Below are 19573 nucleotides of genomic sequence, written 5' to 3'. Positions count from 1 at the left end.
ACCCAAGGCTATGTTTTATTATCTTGCAATTTCTTTTGATAGAAATTCTTCGTAAAATCCTTTTAGCTTATTGCTTTCTCTTACAACTTCGCCTAAAACAATTATTGCTGGTGAACCCAATTCTTTTTGTTTTACAACTTCTAAAATCGAATCTACTGTTCCAACGCCTACTTTTTCTTCTGTTGTTGTTCCGTTTTGGATGATGGCAACGGGTAAATTTCCTTTATCTTCTTTTTGAAACAAATCGATGATTTGAGGCAATTTGTGCATTCCCATCAAAATCACAACGGTTGCTGATGATTTCGCTGATAAGGCAATATCCGAAGATAATTTTCTGTCAGACGTTGTTCCTGTAATGACCCAAAAGCTTTCTGAAACACCTCTTTTTGTAATTGAAATTCCTTGGCTTGCAGGAACCGCAACTACTGATGAAATTCCAGGAACCACGATTGTTTCAATTCCGAAACTTTCTGCAAAATCAATTTCTTCTCCGCCTCTTCCAAAAATGAATGGATCTCCGCCTTTTAATCTTACCACGTTTCCGTATGTCAATGCATTATCCACAATCAATTGATTGATTTGATCCTGCGTGTAAGCATGATTTCCGATTCTTTTTCCAACAAAAATTCTAATAGCATTTTTAGGTGCGTAATCCAGAATTTCTTCATTGGCCAAAGCGTCATATAAAACCACATTAGCTTCAGCCAATGCTTTTACAGCTTTGAGCGTAAGTAAATCGGGATCGCCCGGACCTGCACCGACTAAAGTTATTTTGGGTTTTATATTAAGCATTTTCTAATTCCTGAGCTCTAAAAGTTTCGATTTTGTCAAAGAAAACAACTGCCTGAGCAATGTAATCTTTAGCGAAAGCTTCTGATGGTTCATTTTTATTGATTTGGTAAACCAAGTCTTTAAAAGTTGAGTTTAATTCGATTTTGTTGTTTTCGATAAAAACAGTATCAAACAAGTCTACAATTCCTGCGTGATGATTTGTTTTTTGGTTTTCTGACAATAACAACGCTTTTGCTCCATTTACAAATCCTGCATAAGCATGATAAATTGCATCTGACCATTTTTTCTCATCGAAAGATTCCTGAGCCAAGATTAATTTCTCTTTAGCTTCAAACAATAATGTTGCTACTAAATCGATCACAACTCCGGCACATTCTCCAACTCCAACTGCTTTTACATAATTGTCTGCATTACCCCAATCCACAAAATCAGCTTCTGTTAAATTCGTAACATCAGCATACGGTTTTAAGATTTCGTAGAAATACTTTTCTCCTTTTGTATCATAATAATCAAGGAATTTTTGTCCGCTACCGTTAGCATCAAAATCATTTAAAATGGTACGCAACGCATCAGGACCTCTACGACTAGGCACTTTGATTACTTTATCAGCAAAACGTCCTGCTCCATTTCCTAATCTTCCTCCGCCTAATAAAACTTGTAAAGCCGGAGCAACCAATTTTCCTGAGTTGATAGACATTCCCTGGAATCCAATTGCAGACATATTATGTTGTCCGCAGGCATTCATACAACCTGAAATTTTAATTTCGATTTCGCGGTTGTTTAAATACTGAGGATATTCTGCCGTTAAAACTCTTTCTAATTCTTCTGCAATACCGGTACTACTTGCAATCCCCAAATTACAAGTATCAGTACCCGGACATGCCGTAATATCTCCAACTGAATTATATCCTAGCTGAACAAAATCCAACTTCGCTAATTCTTGATAAAAGAAAGGTAAATTCTCTTCTTTTATGTGACGTATTACAATATTTTGACGCAATGAAAAACGTAATTCATTTGCTCCGTAATTTTTAATTAAATCGGCTAATAATCTGGCTTTATCAGTATAAAAATCACCTAATAAAACTTTGATTCCAATAGCATAATAACCGTCTTGTTTCTGTTTGATTACATTCGATTTTTTCCACGCTTCATACGCTTCTGTATCTTCGATTGTAACCTGCGGAACTTCTAATAATGGTTCTGGAATTGGACCATCAAAAGCTGTTGTATCTATTTCGTATGTTTCAAAAGCGATGGCTTTTTTCTCTTGTTCAACCAAATCCAGGAAAACATCTCTTCCCATTTCTTTGATTAAGAATTTCATACGCGCTTTCATTCTTTTTGCACGTTCTCCGTATCTATCGAAAATACGGATGATTCCTTCTGCTGTTGGAATGATTTCGTTTACCGGAATAAACTCCGAAAGTAATTCGGCATGTGCTGGCTGAGATCCTAAACCTCCTCCGAACATGATTTTGAAACCTTTTTGTCCGTCTTTAATTTTCGGAATAAATCCTAAATCGTGTAAATAACTCAAAGCCGTATCCTCGTCTGAAGAAGAGAACGAAATTTTGAATTTACGTCCCATTTCCTGACAAATCGGGTTTCTTAATAAGTATTGAAAAAGTCCGTGTGCATAAGGCGAAACATCAAATGGTTCGTTTACGTCAACTCCAGCTAATTCGCTTCCTGTAATATTTCTTACTGTGTTTCCACATGCTTCACGAAGCGTGATATCGTCTTTAGCCAAATCTGCCCAAAGTTCAGGAGTTCGGTCTAAACTCACATAGTGAATCTGAATATCCTGACGCGTTGTAATATGCAAACGTCCCGTAGAATATTTGTCTGAAACTTGTGTGATACGCACTAATTGCTCGCTGGTTACTTTACCATATGGCAGTTTGATACGAATCATCTGCACACCTTCCTGACGCTGACCGTAGATTCCACGCGCTAAACGAAGACTACGAAAACGCTCATCATCAATTTTTCCTCCACGGAATAAGTGAATCTTTTTTTCTAATTCGATAATCTCCTTCTGAACTACCGGATTTTCTATTTCTGTTCTAAAACTTTCCATTTCTCTTTAGTTTTTGGTTGTTGGTTGCTGGTTGTTGGTTGTTGGTTCTAAAAACCATCAACTATCAACTAAAAACCATCAACTATCTTATAAAGCCTACTCCTGCTGTTGTGTTTGTTGCTGTATCAATTAAGATGAAAGCTCCGTTTGATTTGTTTTCGTTGTATGAGTCAAAATATAACGGTTTGCTTAATTTGATCGTAACTTCTCCAATTTCGTTGATGGCCAATTGTGAAGCTTCTGTCGTTCCAGAGTAATCTGTTGCAATTGTATTTTTGATGCTTTCTACTTTTGCTAAAACTCTGTTGGTATTGTGTTGCACCAAATATTTAGTTCCTGCAACCAATTTTTTACTGTCCATCCAGCAAACTGTTGTGGTAATGTCTTTTTCAATTTTTGGAAGCTCGCTAGATTTTACAATCATATCGCCTCTTGTTACATTGATATCATTTTCTAATTCGATTGTGATTGAAGAACCCGCTGTAGCTTCGTCAAATGTTTTATCGAAAAAGTGAATTTTAGTAACTGTTGATTCTGTTAAAGAAGGAAGAACTGTTACAGCATCTCCAACTTTGATTGAGTTTCCGTATAATTTTCCAGCATATCCTCTAAAATCGTGGTATTCTTCAGTTTTTGGACGAATAACCGTCTGAACTGGGAAACGTGCTTTTCCTGCTTCGTAAACATCGTGAGAATGCAATCCTTCTAGATGTTCTAAAACTGTTTGTCCATCATACCAAGGCATATTTTCCGATTTATCCACAACGTTTCCGCCATTGATTGCACTTAACGGAATGTAACTTACATTTTGTTCTTTGAATGTGCTTTTTGCATTTAAAGCCTCAAAATCAGCTTTGATTTTATTGAAAACTTCTTCTGAGTAATCAACCAAATCCATTTTGTTAATAGCAACAATTACTTCTTTTACTCGCAATAAATTATTGATAAAAAAGTGACGATACGTCTGCTCTATAACTCCTTTTCTGGCATCAATCAAAATGATCGAAACCTGAGAAGTCGAAGCTCCTGTAACCATGTTTCTTGTATATTCTACGTGACCTGGAGTATCGGCAATAATGTAACTTTTCTTTGCAGTCGAAAAATAAATATGCGCAACGTCAATCGTGATTCCTTGTTCTCTTTCTGCTACTAAACCGTCAGTTGCCAAAGAAAAATCAAGGTAATCGTAACCTTTTTGTTTACTGCTTTTTTCGATTGCTTCTATTTTATCAGTTGTCAATGATTTTGTATCATACAATAATCTCCCGATCAAAGTACTTTTTCCGTCATCTACACTTCCTGCTGTTGCTATTTTTAAAACGTCCATCTTAATATATTGTTTCAGGTTTAAAGTTTCAGGTTTCATGTTTTCTCGAAACTTAAATCTGTATGTTTTTGTTTTCTTGATTCTAACTTTTAATTTTTAATTCTCGATTTTTAATTGAATTAAAAGTATCCTTGTTGTTTTCTTTTTTCCATTGCAGCTTCAGAACGTTTATCATCGATTCTGGCTCCTCTTTCAGAAATGGTTGATGATCTGATTTCGCCAACAACTTCTTCGATTGTTGCTGCGTAAGATTCAACAGCTGCTGTACAGCTCATATCTCCAACGGTTCTGAAGCGAACAATTCTTTCTTCGATTTGTTCGTCTTCTTCTTGGTACACAAAAGGAGAATGCGACCAGATTAAACCGTCTCTCAAAAAAACTTTTCTTTTATGTGAGAAATAGATTGACGGAATCTCGATTTTTTCTTTCTCGATATAACTCCAAACATCTAATTCTGTCCAGTTTGAAATTGGGAAAACACGAACGTTTTGTCCATTTTCAATTTTTCCATTCAAGATATCAAACAACTCAGGTCTTTGATTTTTTTCGTCCCATTGTCCGAAATCATCACGAACAGAGAAAATACGTTCTTTTGCTCTTGCTTTTTCTTCGTCACGACGCGCACCACCAATACAAGCATCAAACTTAAATTCTTCAATTGCATCTAAAAGTGTTGTTGTTTGTAAACTGTTTCTACTAGAATATTTCCCAGTTTCTTCAACTACTTTTCCTTCATCTATAGCATCCTGAACATTACGAACGATCAACTCTAAACCTAATTCTTCTACCAATTTATCTCTGAAAGCGATTGTTTCAGGGAAATTGTGTCCTGTATCAACGTGCAAAAGAGGAAACGGAATCTTAGCAGGAAAAAATGCTTTTTGCGCTAAACGCACCAATGTAATAGAATCTTTTCCTCCTGAGAAAAGCAAAACCGGTTTGTCAAACTGTGAAATTACTTCTCTGAAAATGTATATCGCTTCACTCTCTAAAGCGTTTGTTTTTAATACTGAACTCATTGTTTTTTTGTTTGATATTTTGTGAGTTTCAAGTTTTAGGTTTCAAGTTGCCTGATCTAAAAATCTCCACTCTTTATTCTATAATCTATATTCTATTCTCTAAAAGAAAGTCTTGCATCTTGCTTCTTTCTTCTACCTACTCTTTCTTAGCACTATGAAGCCCACATTCTTTATGGCTTGATTCCCACCACCATCTTCCGGCTCTGATATCTTCACCTGGAAAAATTGCTCTGGTACAAGGCGCACATCCAATACTTACGAAACCTTGTTTGTGCAATGCATTTTGCGGAACATTGTTTTCTGACAAATACGTTTCAACTTCTTCTAAAGTCCATTTTAATAACGGATTGAATTTGATGATTTCGAAGTTTCCGTCGTATTCAAACAAACTTAAATCGTGTCTGTTCTCCGATTGTTCAGCTCTTAAACCCGTAATCCAAACCGAATTTCCTGCCAAAGCTTTTCTCAACGGAACTACTTTTCGAATAAAACAGCATTCTTTTCTATTCTCAACTGAATCGTAAAAGCTGTTTGGTCCTTTTGTTTTCAGAAGATTTTCTACTGAAGCAGCTTCTGGGAAATAAACCTCAATCGGTCTTTTGTATTTTTTTAATGTTTTGTGAAAAACATCATACGTTTCCTGAAATAATCTTCCTGTATCCAAAGTAAACACCTTAATATCCGTATTACTTTTTGCAATGAAATCAGTAATTACCTGATCTTCTTGACCGAAAGATGTTGAGAAAATTACTTTCCCTGGAAATTCTTTTGCTAAAAAAACTAAGATTTTGTCAAGCGAAAGGTCTTTAGTTTTCTCTAATAATTCTTGTACAATACTCGCACTCATAATTCTTTTCCTTTCTAAAATTATCTTTTACAATAATTTAGATAATGTTTTTAAACTCAATAATATAATTAGAATCCCAACGGCAACCATCATTGGTTTTCTTTTGATTTTATTCACTAAATAAGCCGCCAAAGGTGCCGAAACCACTCCACCTAAAATCAGTCCGATAATTACCTGCCAGCCGTGGATTCCTCCAAAAAGCATAAATGTGATACCGCTTGCAAATGAAATCGCAAACTCAGCTGCGTTTACTGAACCAATAGTATATCTCGGATTTCTTCCTCTTCCTAATAAAGTTGAAGTTACGATTGGCCCCCAGCCTCCACCGCCAACGGAATCCATAAAACCTCCAAAAACAGCTAAAGCGCCTAACTTTTTAGTTTTCTTTTTTACAATATTCTTTTTTAACGCTTTTCTGATAATGATTACCGCTAAAACAATCATATAAACCGCAATAAACGGCTTAATTACATCTCCATTAATTACATCTGACAATAAATAAGCTCCTGTGATTGAACCTAAAACCCCCGGAATCAACAAATGCTTTACCAGTTTTTTATTGATGTTTCCGAAACGATGATGCGAAAGCGCCGATGCTCCGGTAGTAAACATTTCTGAAACGTGAACCGCTGTACTACTCACAACCGGCGGAACTCCATAAGCTAATAAAAATGACGTAGAAGTTGCTCCATATCCCATTCCCAACGTTCCGTCGACCAACTGAGCGAAAACTCCAATGGCTAAAAACACTAAGAACTCTGCATTAAAACCATTCACAAATCCATCCCATGTAAATTCCGCGTGATGATTGTAAATTAATGTACCCAGCAAACCCACTAATAGAACAATAGGTATCAAAACCCATAAATTTCCCTTTGACAAAGCATTAGACTTAATCGCAGTATTGTTTAATTTAAGTTCATTTTCCATATTTCTAAGATTTTTTTTCTTAAAAATCCATTATCCTATCGGCTTAGTAGATTACTTTGCAAATGTACTATATATTTTGAAATATCAAAACAATATATTTAGTTTTTTGCAGAAGCTATCATCCTACAAACCAAGACAAAAGAGATTTAATAAAGGATTAAATAATTTATTTAACAAATTATACGCTGCTTCGTTAGATTTTAACAGTGTACTTTAATTTTGTGATTTGTAAAAATACATATTTAATCTCTACCAAATCTATAGGATAATTATAAAATTGTTATTATTTTAGCGCCAAATTTTTAGTATGGATTTTCAGATTGGTCTTGTAATTGCAGGTTTGGTTGTTGGGTTTATTGTTGGGTTAACTGGTGTCGGCGGAGGCTCGTTAATGACTCCTATTTTATTATATTTCGGGATTCCGCCAACAAAAGCCGTTGGAACCGATTTACTTTATGCTGCATTTACCAAAGCTGGAGGAGTATTTGTTCACAACAAAAAAGGAAATATCAACTGGAAAATTACCGGTTGGCTAACCTTAGGAAGTGTTCCTGCTGCTTTATTGACGTTATGGATACTAAACAGTATTAAAACTGACATTGAAAAAATCAACAGCGTTATTAAGTATAGTTTAGGCTGGGCACTATTATTTACTTCAGTTGCAATTATATTCAAACAGAAGATTTTGGTTTTTTCACAAAAACATGCTGGAGATAAATTTCATAATGAAAGCACAACTCAAAACATGCTTACAATTGGAATTGGAGTTTTGTTAGGCGCAACGGTAACGCTAACTTCTATTGGAGCTGGAGCATTAGGAACTGTAACTTTATTTTTCTTATACCCACTTTTGCCAACGCCTCGCTTGGTTGGGACTGAAATTGCGCATGCTGTTCCACTAACTTTAGTTGCAGGTCTTGGACATGCATCAATGGGGAATTTAGATATGGGCTTACTCGGGCAATTATTAATGGGATCACTTCCTGGAATATATTGTGGAAGCATGTTAAGCGGAAAAGTGCCCGATCAATTTCTTAGAAATGCGATCGCCGTAATGCTTTTTATGGCTGGATATAAATTGATTTTTTAATAATAAACTGAAACAAAAAGACCATTTCTATAAAAATGGTCTTTTTAAATAATTCTATTCCTAATTCTTAAAATGCTATATCTGCCAAAGAATTACTTTCTAATATTTTAAGGGTATTATCCCGAACTTCTGTCATTAAGCGTCGTGCCGCACAAGTGGATTCGTCATCGCAGTCATCGCATCTTTCGTAGAAATTGTGACTTGCACAAGGCAGTAATGCAATAGGTCCTTCCAAAATACGATAGACTTTCGCCATACTGATATCTTTCGGGTCTTTTATCAAGTAATAACCGCCACCTTTTCCTTTTTTGGCGCCAAGAAATCCTGAGTTTCTTAGCAACAGCAAAATACTTTCCAAAAACTTAATCGAAATATGTTCGTTTTTTGCAATTTCAGCAATTTGGACAGGTTCATTATTCTCTCTTCTCGCCAAATAAGTTAAAGCTTTAATTCCGTATTTTGTTTTCTTTGAAAGCATCTTTAAATTTTAAATTGCAAAATATTTGTTCTGAATTTGATACATCGAAATCGACGTATTCTTTTCTGCAACAAAAATAGGCTTTTTAAATGAGAATAATAAAAGAACAGAAGTTAAATTCTACTTAACCTATCAGATTACTTCACTGGTTCCAATTAAATTAAACTCATGGAATGTTTTTAATTCTTCCTCGAGATCCTTTTTATTGACAACATAAGTATCCGAAAGAGAATCGTGCCATCCTCTTGATCCAAAAAATGAAAGACCATCAAAAGGAATTATACGACATAAGCTTCTTTTCAAAATAATATCAAAAGTAGGCTTCAAACCGTTCTCATCTACAACAACAGTTCCTGTAATCAATTTACCAACAGATCTCCCAAAAAGGCCTTCTGTAAAAACATAATAAATAATGTGAATAAGAATAAAAAGCAATCTATCTTCTAATGTGCTTATATTTTCAAGCCAACTTAGTAATCCCGGAAGCCCGAGCAAAGTTGCAAGTAAAGCTAAAAAAATCCCCAAGCAAAACACTAATACAAAAACTACTGCAGTGTCTAAAATGTAATTAAGAAATCTTTGCCCAGTTGAAGCTAATAATTTATCGTCAAGGACATAGGTAGAGTTACTCATAGTTGGTTAAGTTAATTTGGTTAATAATTTATTTTAATTTTGGCATTAACAAAAATATACTTTTTGGCGAATGAATTACAAAAAATTACTACAAATCAACAAAATATTGTTCTTCTTCGAATAGAGCCAATGATCCTCATTTTCAAAAATTTGACTTGTCATCTTTAAATTTGAAAACCATTGCTGATTCGGCTTATTAAAATCATTACTGCCAAAATAAAGTTGCATTTCACAATTTGGCACTTCAGTCTCGAAACGCAATCTTGTTGAAGAAACTGCCACTAATTGTATTGTTTTCAACCCTCGTAAAGAAGCTTTCCAAGCAATTGTTCCTCCAATGCTAAAACCTAAAATGGCTATATCTCCCTTTTCATAATTCAATAAATTTGCTACGGCTTTTTCAATTCCCCCGCTTAAAAATTGATTATGGATTTCTTTTTCTTCGTTTGAAGAATCGATCTGAGCTAATTTTAAAACATCATAAAATTGAACATCAAATTTAGGCTCTAATATTTCGACGTAATATTGAATCCATTCGGGATTGCCTCCAAACAAATCAGACAGCAAAATTAATCTTGGCTTTATCATATTTAGGCAAACTTCTAATTTAGCAATTTCAAGATAACAAAAAAGGGCTATTTAAAACAAATAGCCCTTTCCATTTTCATGATTATATTTTATGATAATGCTTGATTCAAATCGGCAATTACATCTTCTACCTTTTCTAAACCAACGGAAATACGAACCAAACCTTGTGTGATTCCAACTGCCAATTGGTCTTCTTCAGACAATTTGCTGTGTGTCGTTGATGCTGGATGCGTAACAATTGTTTTTACATCACCAATATTTGCAGAAAGAGAACATAACTTAATTTTGTTCAAAAAGTTTCGCCCTGCTTCAAGACCGCCTTTAATTTCAATCGCAATTATGTTACCCCCTAAAAGCATTTGTTTTTTGGCAATTTCATATTTTGGATGTGATTTCAAGAATGGATATTTCACATTATTTACATTTGGGTGGCTTTCTAAAAATTCAGCCACTTTTAAAGCATTTTCACAATGTCTATCGACACGAACAGCCAAAGTTTCTAAACTTTTTGACAAAACCCATGCATTAAATGGTGACATTGCTGGCCCTGTATTTCTTGAAAACAAATAAATTTTACGAATTAACTCTGCTTCCCCAACTGCGATTCCTCCCAGAACACGACCTTGACCATCCATTAATTTTGTAGCCGAATGCACTACGACATGCGCTCCATATTTAATAGGTTGCTGAATATATGGCGTAGCAAAACAGTTGTCAATTATTAAAATTAAATTGTGTTTTTTTGCAATTTGACCCAACAATTCTAAATCAATCACATCTACACCCGGATTAGTTGGCGTTTCAGCATAAAGAATTTTAGTATTTGGCTTAATAAAGCTTTCAATTGTTTCGGGTTGATTGATATCAAAATAAGAAGTTTCAATTTTCCATTTTGGGAAATACGTCATGAATAACGCATGAGTTGACCCAAAAACACTTCCAGCAGAAACAATATGATCTCCTGATTCTAACAATGCAGCAAATGTAGAATAGATCGCCGCCATTCCAGTTGCAAAAGCGTAACCGGCTTCGGCACCTTCCATTGCACAAACTTTGTCAACAAATTCTGTTGTATTTGGATTGCTGAAACGAGAATAAATATTGCGGACTTTTTCTTCTGTGAAAGAAGCTCTCATATCCTCTGCATCTTCAAATATAAAGCTTGATGATAAATACAAAGGGGTTGAATGCTCCTGGAATTGTGTTCTTTCTAAATGTGTTCGTATGGCTTGTGTTTCAAAACCCAAATCTTCTATATTCATTGTGTTGTTTTTTTGTTTTTTTGTTTTTTTTTGTTTCAGGTTTCAAGTTTCAAGTTTCAAGTTTTAAAACTGAAATCCAAACTAAAACAAGTCAATCATTTATGCTTAATCTGAGCATTTTCTAATTTTCTAATTGACTAATTTTCTAATTATTACAAAGCTTCGTTGTTTAAAACTACCTTGTATTTGATTGTTGCTGTTGGCTCAACTGTTTTGGCAACTGAACAATATTTCTCGAAAGAAAGCTGTGCCGCTTTTTTAGCTTTTTCTGGGTTGATTTCTCCTTCTAAATAGAAAACCACATCAATTTCTTTGAAAGGTTTTGCTTCCTCGATTTGTACGCGTGTACCCTCAACCTCAGCATTGAAAGAAGTGATTTCCTGACGTTGCTTTTTCAAAATTGAAATCATATCAATAGCGCTGCATCCTGCAACCCCCATTAATACCAATTCCATTGGACTTGCACCTAAATCGCTTCCGCCAAATTCGGCTCTGCTGTCAACGTCAACTACGTGTCCGCGCTCATTTTTTACTTTGAAATGAAATGCGTCATTTACTCTGTTTAAAGTTACTTTCATTGTGTTGTTATTTTTTGTTTTTGTTTGGCTTCAGATTTCAATCTAAAATCTGAACTCTAAAATCTAAAATTCAAAATCAATTATCCTTTGTCAGACAATCTCAAAATATCGCCGAAAACCCCTCTTGCTGTTACCGCAGAACCTGCACCGGCTCCTTGAATAACAATTGGACGATCTCCGTACGATTCTGTGTAAATTTCGAAGAAAGAATCAGAACCTTTTAATCCGCCTAATGCAGTATCTTTTGGTACTGAAACTAATTTTACTTCTAAATTTCCTTTATCATTTTGCAAATCTCCAGACAGCTCACCAATGTATCTCAACACGTGATTTGGCTGTTGTTCGGCTTTTATTTTCTCGTAAATTGGATCGAATTCTTTTAATTTCGTCAAGAAATCAGAAACGTTTCCTTCTCTTAAATGTTCCGGAATTAAATTCTGAATTGAGATTTCTTCAAATTCATTCTGCAAATCTAATTCTCTTGCCAAAATCAATAATTTTCTTCCCACATCATTTCCGCATAAATCCTCGCGCGGATCTGGTTCTGTATATCCGTTATCAATTGCTTCTTGCAAAATCTCGCTGAAAGGCGCATCTTTTGCAGAAAAATTATTGAATAAATAACTCAAAGTTCCAGAGAAAACTCCTTTAATTTTTGTGATGTTTTCTCCTGAAAGATGCAGTAATTTGATTGTGTCAATTAATGGTAAACCTGCTCCAACATTGGTTTCGTATAGATAATTCTTTTGATTTTCTGCTAAAGCTTTTCTTAATTCTTTATAAAAACCATAAGTCAATGTATTAGCCACTTTATTTGAAGAAATCAAATCAAAACTGCTTTCTACAAGCGGAATATAATTTTCTACGAATGATGCACTTGCTGTATTATCTATGGCAATTAAATTCTCTAAATGGTATTCATTTGCGTAAGCAATAATATCATTCAGCGTATAAGCTTCTCCTTTTGTTTGGATATCATTTTTCCAATTTGAAGTTACTCCATTTTTATTTAAAAGCAGTTTTTTAGAATTGGCAATGGCAAAAACATTCAGCTTAATGTCTTTACGTTTTTCAATTGCAGAAGCCGATTCTAAAATTTGATTGATCAAAGTTCCTCCCACTAATCCATGGCCAAAAATTGCAATGTTGATTTTTTTAGAAACTCCAAAAATCTCTCCGTGAATTACGTTTAAAGCTTTGTTTAATTCTTCTTTTTTAACAACCAAACTCACGTTTTTACCTGTAACCGTGTTGTTGAATAAAATTGGAACAATTTTGTTTTTGATTAAAGCTGTATATGGTTTATGGAAAGTGCTCAAATCCTGACCAATAATTGAAATCACTGATACATTATCTGTTACCGTAATTTGGTTTACATCTTTAGAATAAAAGTCGTTTTCGAACTCTTTTTCCAATTCAACCATTGCAAGCGTCGCTTTGTCTTTTGCAACAACCAATCCAATTCCTCTTTCTGAAGAACCTTGTGAAATAATACTTACACTGATGTTGTGATCGCCCATTACTTTGAAAATTCGGGCATCAACTCCCGCTTTCCCTAATAATCCACGTCCTTCAAGATTTACAAGCGAAACATTTTCTAAAACCGAAAGCGTTTTAATTCCTTCTTTTTGTGAATTTGACGTGATTAAAGTTCCGTGATTTTCGTGATTGAATGTATTTAAAATACGAAGCGGAATATTTTTTTCCAATAACGGAATAATTGTTTTTGCATGAAGAATCGTTGCACCAAAATTAGCCAACTCGTTTGCTTCATTAAACGACAAATATTCGATTTTTTTAGCATCAGCAACTAAATCAGGATTAGCTGTATAAATTCCGTCAACGTGCGTGAAGTTTTGAAGTTCTTCGGCATTTAAGTAATTCGCAATTAATGAAGCCGTATAATTGCTTCCGTTTCTTCCTAAAGTCGTAGTGTCGTTGTTGTTGTTTGAACCAATGAAGCCTGTTACGATATTCACCGTTTCTCCGTTATGAAGTTTGAAATAATTGATTACGTTTTTCTTTGAAAGTTGTTCCAAAGGCTGAGCGTCGCCAAATTTCGAATCGGTTTTAAGCAATTCTCTTGTATCAACAAAGTTTGCAGGAATCCCTTTTTCAATCAAAATCGCAGTTAATAATTTAGCCGAAAGCAATTCGCCTTTAGACAAAATCTGATCTTTAATTTTACTGCTGTAATCACCAATAAGGCTAACTCCCTCAAAAAGTTTATCCAAAATACTGAATTCTTCAGACAAATCAACTTGCGGATAATCCGAAGTTTGATACACTTTGAAGCTTTCCAATAATGGCTTATAATTTCCGTTTTTAGCGGCAATTCTTAAAATATCTTCTAATTCATCTGTTGCATTACCGCGCGCAGAAACAACTACGGCAATTTGTTCACCTTGATTTACTTTGTCTGAAATGATTGAAACTACTTTGTTAAGTCCTTCTCCGTTTGATAACGATTTGCCTCCAAATTTTAATACTTTCATTTTATTTTGCTATTGTTTCTGCCTTAAAAATATCGGCAAGTAAATGATCTAATTGTTTGTACTCGATTAAAAAAGCGTCATGTCCGTGAACCGAATCAATTTCGCTGTAAAAAACATTGTCTTTAAACCTTTTTAATTCTTGATAGGTTTCCAGGTTTTCTTTTGGCGTAAAAAACAAATCCGAATTGATTCCGATAATATGAATCGATGCCGGCGTTTTAGACATTAAAGTTTCAAAATCCTCACTATTTCGAGTAATGTCTATGGTTTTGAGCAATTGGTTCATCAATTTATAAGAAGCCAATTGAAATCTTTTTTGCAATTTTTTCCCGTGATGATCCAACCAACTTTCGATATTAAAAATCAAAAGATCCTGATTGATGGTTCGCTGAAATTTTTCTTTGAATGATTCCGGAGATCGATAACAGAGCATGGCATGAATTCTGGCGTCTTCAATTGGTCGGGATGAATTATTCAAAATTTGCTCCTGCAGGTAACAATTTGCAATCATCCAATCCGTCGATTTCCAGTCGGTTGCAATCGGAATTAAATGTTCTGTAATATTTGGTTCCAATGCCAAAATCTCCCACGCGATTCCGCCGCCAACAGAACCCCCAATTACAGCAAACACTTTTTCAATATTCAATGCTCTCAAACCTTTAATAAAAATGCGCGCAACATCTCTAGTTGTAAAATCTTGATAATTTTCGATTAGGAATGAATCATTTCCATTTCCAGGAACATTAAAGGCTAAAATTGTGTATTTGTTGGTGTCAATTGTTTTTCCGTCGCCAATCAAATCATTCCACCAGCCGTTTTCGCCAGTTACTTGCGCATTTCCGGTCAAAGCATGATTGACCAAAACAATTGGCGCAGTATGCAACGGCAAGCCAGAAAGCGTAAAACTTAACGGTAATGATGAAAATATCGCACCACTTTCTGTGATGAAATCTTGAATTATGATGGGATTTGGTATATTTTCCAATTTCAAATCTTTTTATTAATTGATTTGTATGTGGAAATATTAGAAAGAAAGTCTAGAGTTTGAAACTAGAAAAATTCTTGTTGTTATCTTTCCACGTTTGGGCGTGGTAGAATGCAGCACCTTCTTCGAATTAACGAAGGGTTGCTAAGGATTCATCGGGTCTAATCCCTCCTCCTTTCTTTATAACATTTCAATACGTTTTTGAACTTAACGGTGCAAATTAACTACTTATTTCTTAAACTAGCAAATTTTATCGAAACTGATTCCTCCATTTCTTAAACATCCTTTAGAATAAGTCGATCCTGAAGCCTCGGGATAAAAGTCATAAAGTCAAAAAAATTGACATCAATTAATAAATATGACAATCTCTCTTCTTAATTATGAAAAACTATTATACGCAAAAAATTACCGAACAAACTGCCCAGTAAAATTAAGCGGGTTTTACCCTATTTTATGATGCTTTTCGATTTAGATAAAAAGCGTTTCATTCTCTTTTGAATACATCAAGAACAATAAAGAATTTGGTTCTTTTCTCACCTCTTTTTTATCTGTCTCCGTGATTCCGAAACTTGGGTGGATCAACTCATTTGTTGGAGGCGGATTGTTTCTTTCATTTTTGATGCTTTTGAAAGTTGTAATCTTTTTTCTTAAGTAGTTTAATGTGCTCATGATATTTAAGTTTAAGTTAGTTTGCGTTTTATAATCTTTACTTTTTCTTTAAATCTGTGTTATGTTAATCAAAATGAATAAAAAAACCCTTTTGGATTTTTAATACCAAAAGGGTTTAAGTTTTTATAGAAACTTATATATACTTTTAGTATCAACAGACGCATACACAAATACGTGCGACGTTAAACATCTTGTTCATCTGTAGGGACTTATTCATCTGTGATTTGAATTCTATTTTAATTAAATCTTGCATTTACTTTTCTTTAATAACTTTTAGATTTGATTAAGATCTAAAAGGAAATAGTCATTTATTTTTTAACAATTAAGCGCCTGTTTTTAACAAACCTTACTTGTCTTACAAATTTGCGACTTTTTTTTTAATTTTCCAAGTTACAAAAGCTTATTTTTTCTAAAAAAACGTTAAAAAACACATTTTTATCGTCAAAAAACATCTTACAAAATCACAATTTAACAAAATAACAGTTTTATCTTACAAAAATTAACTAACTTTTTCTGTTTCAATCTTTCAAAGAACTTTTTTTCTACTATTTAAAAAACCACTTAAAGCCAAACTGCTTCTTTGTTTTTAATTTTTTCGGCAACTTTCAAAATATCGGTAATAATTCCTCTTGAAATTGCCTGTTTTGTAGGTGATGCGCTTTGTATGACAATAGGAACATTTGTATAAGATTGCGTATAAATTTCAAAAATGGTATCTGATCCTTTCAATTGGCCAATTGCTGATGTAATAGGTTCTGAAACCAATTTAACCTCGAGCGTGTTTTTCTCAACATCAAATTCACCTACATATCGCAACACATGATTTTCGGGCTGCGTGATTTTTGCTATTTTATACGATTTGTCAATGGCGTCTTTATTTAGTATTCCGTTTTTCTCTAAATGCTCTTCTCTTATAATAGGATTGATTTTTATATCTGCTAATTCGAACTCTTTCCCGATTTCGCGAGTCAAAATCAATAATTTTCGAGCTGTATCATTTCCTGACAAATCTTCTTTGAAAGTAGAACGCATTAATCCGAGGAGACTGGCATCTTTCAAAATAGCTGAAAAAGAATTTTCTTCTGCGGAAAATCTATTGAAAATATAACTCAGATGATCAGAAAAAACACCTCTGATTTTTGTGATTTTTTCGCCCGAATAATACAAATCTCTTAAAGTTTGCAAAACTGGAAATCCAGTATCAACCGATGTTTCATACAAGAACTCTTTGTCGTATTTTTTTAAATTTTCTCTCAGCTTTTTATAAAGATCGATTGGGAGTGTATTGGCTTTTTTATTTACCGCCACAATATTAAATCCGCTTTCAATCAGCGTATTATAATGGCCAATCAACTCATCGCTGGCTGTAGCATCAACGGCAATCAAATTTTCAAATTCATTTTCTTTTGCAAATTCTACAATATCCTCTACTCTAAAAGGCACCGCCAATTCTCTAAAATTGGTTTCCCATGAATACCCCACGCCTTCCTTCTCGAAAAAAGCAACGGTTGAGTTAGTTATAATAGGAAAATGAAAATCGACGTTTTTACTTTGCAGAAAAAATTCCTGACTTTCGATAATCTGATTGATTAAAGTGCTTCCAATATTTCCAATCCCAAAAAGAATAATATTTATTTTAAGCTTTGACATAATTTCTCACTTTTTAAATGTTTAACCATATAAGCAATATAAGTTCATTTAATATCAAATGTTTACAATTTAGAAACCTCATGTTTCGAGTTAGACGCACTGCGGTACGTCTCTACTAAATGAACTTATATTGCTTATATGGTGAAATTTTATTTTGAAATTTTTATTCATAAAAAATCACCCTTAGCGGCACCACACCGCTAAAGGCAATTTTTCAAACAAAAAACAAAAAAACCTAATTTTTATTGATGCTGTATTGCGCTTGTGTAACGCTTTCGAAAACCGCTTGCAAATCGGCAATTAAATCCTCGATATCTTCGATCCCGACAGAAAGTCGGATTAAATCTTTAGAAACCCCAGTTGACAATTGATCTTCTTCAGACAATTGTTGGTGCGTAGTACTTGCTGGATGTATGATTAATGACTTTGTATCACCAATATTAGCCAGCAATGAGAATAATTTTGTTTCATCAACTACTTTTTTTGCAGCATCAAAACCGCCTTTTAAACCAAACGTGATAATCCCGCTTTGTCCTTCTGGCAAATATTGTTTTGCTAAATCGTGGTATTTGCTTGATTTCAAACCTGGATAATTTACCCAAACCACCTCATCTTGTTTCTCAAGCCATTCAGCCAAGGCCAAAGCATTTTCGCTGTGTTTTTTAATTCGGATTGGCAAGGTTTCTAATCCCTGAATAATCTGGAATGCGTTAAACGGACTCAAAGCCGAGCCAAAATCACGCAGACCTTCGATTCTGGCTTTTGCAATAAAAGCAGCATTTCCAAGCGCTTCGTGATATACTAATCCATGATATCCAGCTGAAGGCTCTGTAAATTCAGGGAATTTTCCGTTTGCCCAATCAAAATTTCCAGCATCGATGATAACGCCACCTAATGAAGTTCCGTTTCCGGCAATATATTTAGTCAAGGAATGAATTACAATATCGGCACCATATTTAATTGGGTTTAATAAATAAGGTGTCGCAACTGTATTATCTACTATAAACGGCACTTTGAATGCTTTGGCTTCCGCCGAAATTCCTTTTAAGTCCAAAACATCAAGCTTTGGATTTCCTAATGATTCCACAAAAAAAGCTCTCGTATTTTCTTTTGCAGCTTTGGTGAAGTTTTCTGGTTTTGAAGGGTCTACAAAAGTGGTGGTAATTCCTAATCGTGGCAAAGTCACACTTAATAAATTATAAGTTCCGCCGTATAAACTGTTTGAAGCAACGATATGATCCCCGGCTCTTAATAGTGTTAATAATGTTGTCGAAATTGCCGATGCTCCTGATGCCGTTACTACTGCTCCAATGCCACCTTCAAGGGTGGCGAGACGTTGTTCCAATACGTCATTTGTTGGATTATTTAATCGTGTGTAAATAAATCCCGCTTCGGCAAGACCAAATAAATTGGCAGCGTGATCAGCATTATTAAATACATATGATGAAGTTTGATAAATAGGCACAGCTCTAGTTCCTGCGTTTTTAGTAACATCGTGTCCTGCGTGTAATGCGTTTGTTGCAAATTTTTGTGTACTCATGATTTCTTAGTTTTTTAGATATTGTTAATACTATATATAGTGTAATTGATTTTTTAAATTATAATTGGTTTGAATTGGCTTAAGCAAAAAAGTCGCCTTCTTCCAATTCATACATTTGAAGCAACAATGATTTTTGATTTCTCAGATATTGCTCTGAATTTATTCTGCTCACTTCTCTTGTGATATCTTCTGATTTATTATTGTTTTGAGAATCGTTTCTCAATAAATATTCTACTGCTATGGAATTTAATGTTTTCATGATTTTAATTTTAAATGGTAAATAAAAAAGCCCTTTCGGATGGCGACCAAAAGGGCTTATAGTTGAAACTATAACAAAGATTTTATCTTTCACTTTTGGCAACAGCAAGTTGGGATGCACATTTGCATCATGCTACAACACATCGTATTTTTTCTTGCTATTGTTTTCATTTTAATTAAAATTATTTTCTTTTTTTAAATTCGACCAATTTGATAGAGTAAATGTAATAAGTATTTTTTTATCCACCAAATTAAAAATCAGTTTTATTTTTTTCTTGTATAAATTTTCATTTTTGCCCCAAAAAAAAACCTCTGCAGTCAGCAGAGGTTCTATATATATTTTTTCTGA

Annotated in this window: 18 protein-coding genes and 1 riboswitch; of the genes, 1 reads left to right on the top strand and 17 read right to left on the bottom strand. The window is 34.2% G+C overall.

The genetic code is table 11. The features are described from left to right. Nucleotides 1-18: 18 nt before the first annotated feature. The 6 genes from cobA to H600_RS0109350 form a co-directional block, all read right to left on the bottom strand. Complete coding sequence (cobA, locus tag H600_RS0109375) at nucleotides 19-792, bottom strand: uroporphyrinogen-III C-methyltransferase (protein ID WP_026728544.1); 774 nt, start codon at nucleotides 790-792, stop codon at nucleotides 19-21. After that, nucleotides 785-2875, bottom strand: a complete 2091-nt coding sequence (locus tag H600_RS0109370; RefSeq protein ID WP_026728543.1) for a HEPN domain-containing protein — start codon at nucleotides 2873-2875, stop codon at nucleotides 785-787. The genes cobA and H600_RS0109370 overlap by 8 nt, the downstream gene beginning before the upstream one ends. Nucleotides 2876-2957: 82 nt before the next feature. Further along, on the bottom strand, nucleotides 2958-4202 hold the full coding sequence (locus H600_RS0109365) for a sulfate adenylyltransferase subunit 1 (protein ID WP_026728542.1): 1245 nt from the start codon (nucleotides 4200-4202) through the stop codon (nucleotides 2958-2960). 119 nt (nucleotides 4203-4321) lie between these two features. Further along, a complete protein-coding gene (cysD, locus tag H600_RS0109360; protein ID WP_008466601.1) occupies nucleotides 4322-5221 on the bottom strand; it encodes a sulfate adenylyltransferase subunit CysD in 900 nt (299 codons plus the stop codon). A 136-nt stretch (nucleotides 5222-5357) separates the two neighbouring features. Further along, entirely contained in the window at nucleotides 5358-6068 is a 711-nt protein-coding gene (locus H600_RS0109355; protein WP_026728541.1) for a phosphoadenylyl-sulfate reductase, read from the bottom strand. A gap of 27 nt (nucleotides 6069-6095) precedes the next feature. After that, complete coding sequence (locus H600_RS0109350) at nucleotides 6096-6998, bottom strand: sulfite exporter TauE/SafE family protein (RefSeq protein ID WP_026728540.1); 903 nt, start codon at nucleotides 6996-6998, stop codon at nucleotides 6096-6098. 307 nt (nucleotides 6999-7305) lie between these two features. Here H600_RS0109350 and H600_RS0109345 point away from each other — a divergent pair, with 307 nt between their 5' ends. Then, nucleotides 7306-8088, top strand: a complete 783-nt coding sequence (locus H600_RS0109345) for a sulfite exporter TauE/SafE family protein (RefSeq protein WP_026728539.1) — start codon at nucleotides 7306-7308, stop codon at nucleotides 8086-8088. Between the two features lie 67 nt (nucleotides 8089-8155). Here H600_RS0109345 and H600_RS0109340 read toward each other — a convergent pair whose 3' ends face one another. The 11 genes from H600_RS0109340 to H600_RS22865 form a co-directional block, all read right to left on the bottom strand. Continuing rightward, complete coding sequence (locus H600_RS0109340) at nucleotides 8156-8566, bottom strand: RrF2 family transcriptional regulator (protein ID WP_026728538.1); 411 nt, start codon at nucleotides 8564-8566, stop codon at nucleotides 8156-8158. A gap of 132 nt (nucleotides 8567-8698) precedes the next feature. Then, nucleotides 8699-9199 (bottom strand): RDD family protein, encoded by a 501-nt coding sequence (locus H600_RS0109335; RefSeq protein ID WP_026728537.1) that lies wholly within the window; start codon nucleotides 9197-9199, stop codon nucleotides 8699-8701. Nucleotides 9200-9274: 75 nt separating this feature from the next. Beyond that, the gene (locus tag H600_RS0109330; protein WP_035108526.1) at nucleotides 9275-9787 is read right to left on the bottom strand and encodes a hypothetical protein; all 513 of its coding nucleotides are present in this window, start codon (nucleotides 9785-9787) and stop codon (nucleotides 9275-9277) included. An 89-nt stretch (nucleotides 9788-9876) separates the two neighbouring features. Next, nucleotides 9877-11049 (bottom strand): trans-sulfuration enzyme family protein, encoded by a 1173-nt coding sequence (locus H600_RS0109325; RefSeq protein WP_026728535.1) that lies wholly within the window; start codon nucleotides 11047-11049, stop codon nucleotides 9877-9879. 152 nt (nucleotides 11050-11201) lie between these two features. Then, a complete protein-coding gene (locus H600_RS0109320; protein WP_026728534.1) occupies nucleotides 11202-11627 on the bottom strand; it encodes an OsmC family protein in 426 nt (141 codons plus the stop codon). A gap of 80 nt (nucleotides 11628-11707) precedes the next feature. Beyond that, nucleotides 11708-14122, bottom strand: coding sequence for a bifunctional aspartate kinase/homoserine dehydrogenase I (gene thrA, locus H600_RS0109315; protein WP_026728533.1), 2415 nt, complete (start codon nucleotides 14120-14122; stop codon nucleotides 11708-11710). A 1-nt stretch (nucleotide 14123) separates the two neighbouring features. Then, entirely contained in the window at nucleotides 14124-15107 is a 984-nt protein-coding gene (locus tag H600_RS0109310; RefSeq protein WP_245176548.1) for an alpha/beta fold hydrolase, read from the bottom strand. Nucleotides 15108-15187: 80 nt separating this feature from the next. Next, nucleotides 15188-15296: riboswitch (SAM riboswitch) on the bottom strand. Nucleotides 15297-15575: 279 nt separating this feature from the next. After that, the gene (locus tag H600_RS0109305; protein WP_026728531.1) at nucleotides 15576-15776 is read right to left on the bottom strand and encodes a hypothetical protein; all 201 of its coding nucleotides are present in this window, start codon (nucleotides 15774-15776) and stop codon (nucleotides 15576-15578) included. Between the two features lie 561 nt (nucleotides 15777-16337). Further along, nucleotides 16338-17426: a homoserine dehydrogenase family protein gene (locus H600_RS0109300; protein ID WP_026728530.1), complete on the bottom strand. Its 1089-nt coding sequence runs from the start codon at nucleotides 17424-17426 to the stop codon at nucleotides 16338-16340. 235 nt (nucleotides 17427-17661) lie between these two features. Further along, nucleotides 17662-18966 carry an O-acetylhomoserine aminocarboxypropyltransferase/cysteine synthase family protein gene (locus H600_RS0109295; protein ID WP_026728529.1) on the bottom strand — a complete coding sequence of 435 codons (1305 nt, stop codon included), beginning with the start codon at nucleotides 18964-18966 and terminating at the stop codon, nucleotides 17662-17664. A 79-nt stretch (nucleotides 18967-19045) separates the two neighbouring features. After that, complete coding sequence (locus tag H600_RS22865; protein ID WP_157509894.1) at nucleotides 19046-19225, bottom strand: hypothetical protein; 180 nt, start codon at nucleotides 19223-19225, stop codon at nucleotides 19046-19048. Nucleotides 19226-19573 lie beyond the last annotated feature (348 nt).

The organism is Flavobacterium denitrificans DSM 15936, assembly GCF_000425445.1.
Lineage (GTDB): Bacteria > Bacteroidota > Bacteroidia > Flavobacteriales > Flavobacteriaceae > Flavobacterium > Flavobacterium denitrificans.
This window is presented reverse-complemented; position numbering and strand designations above follow the sequence as displayed.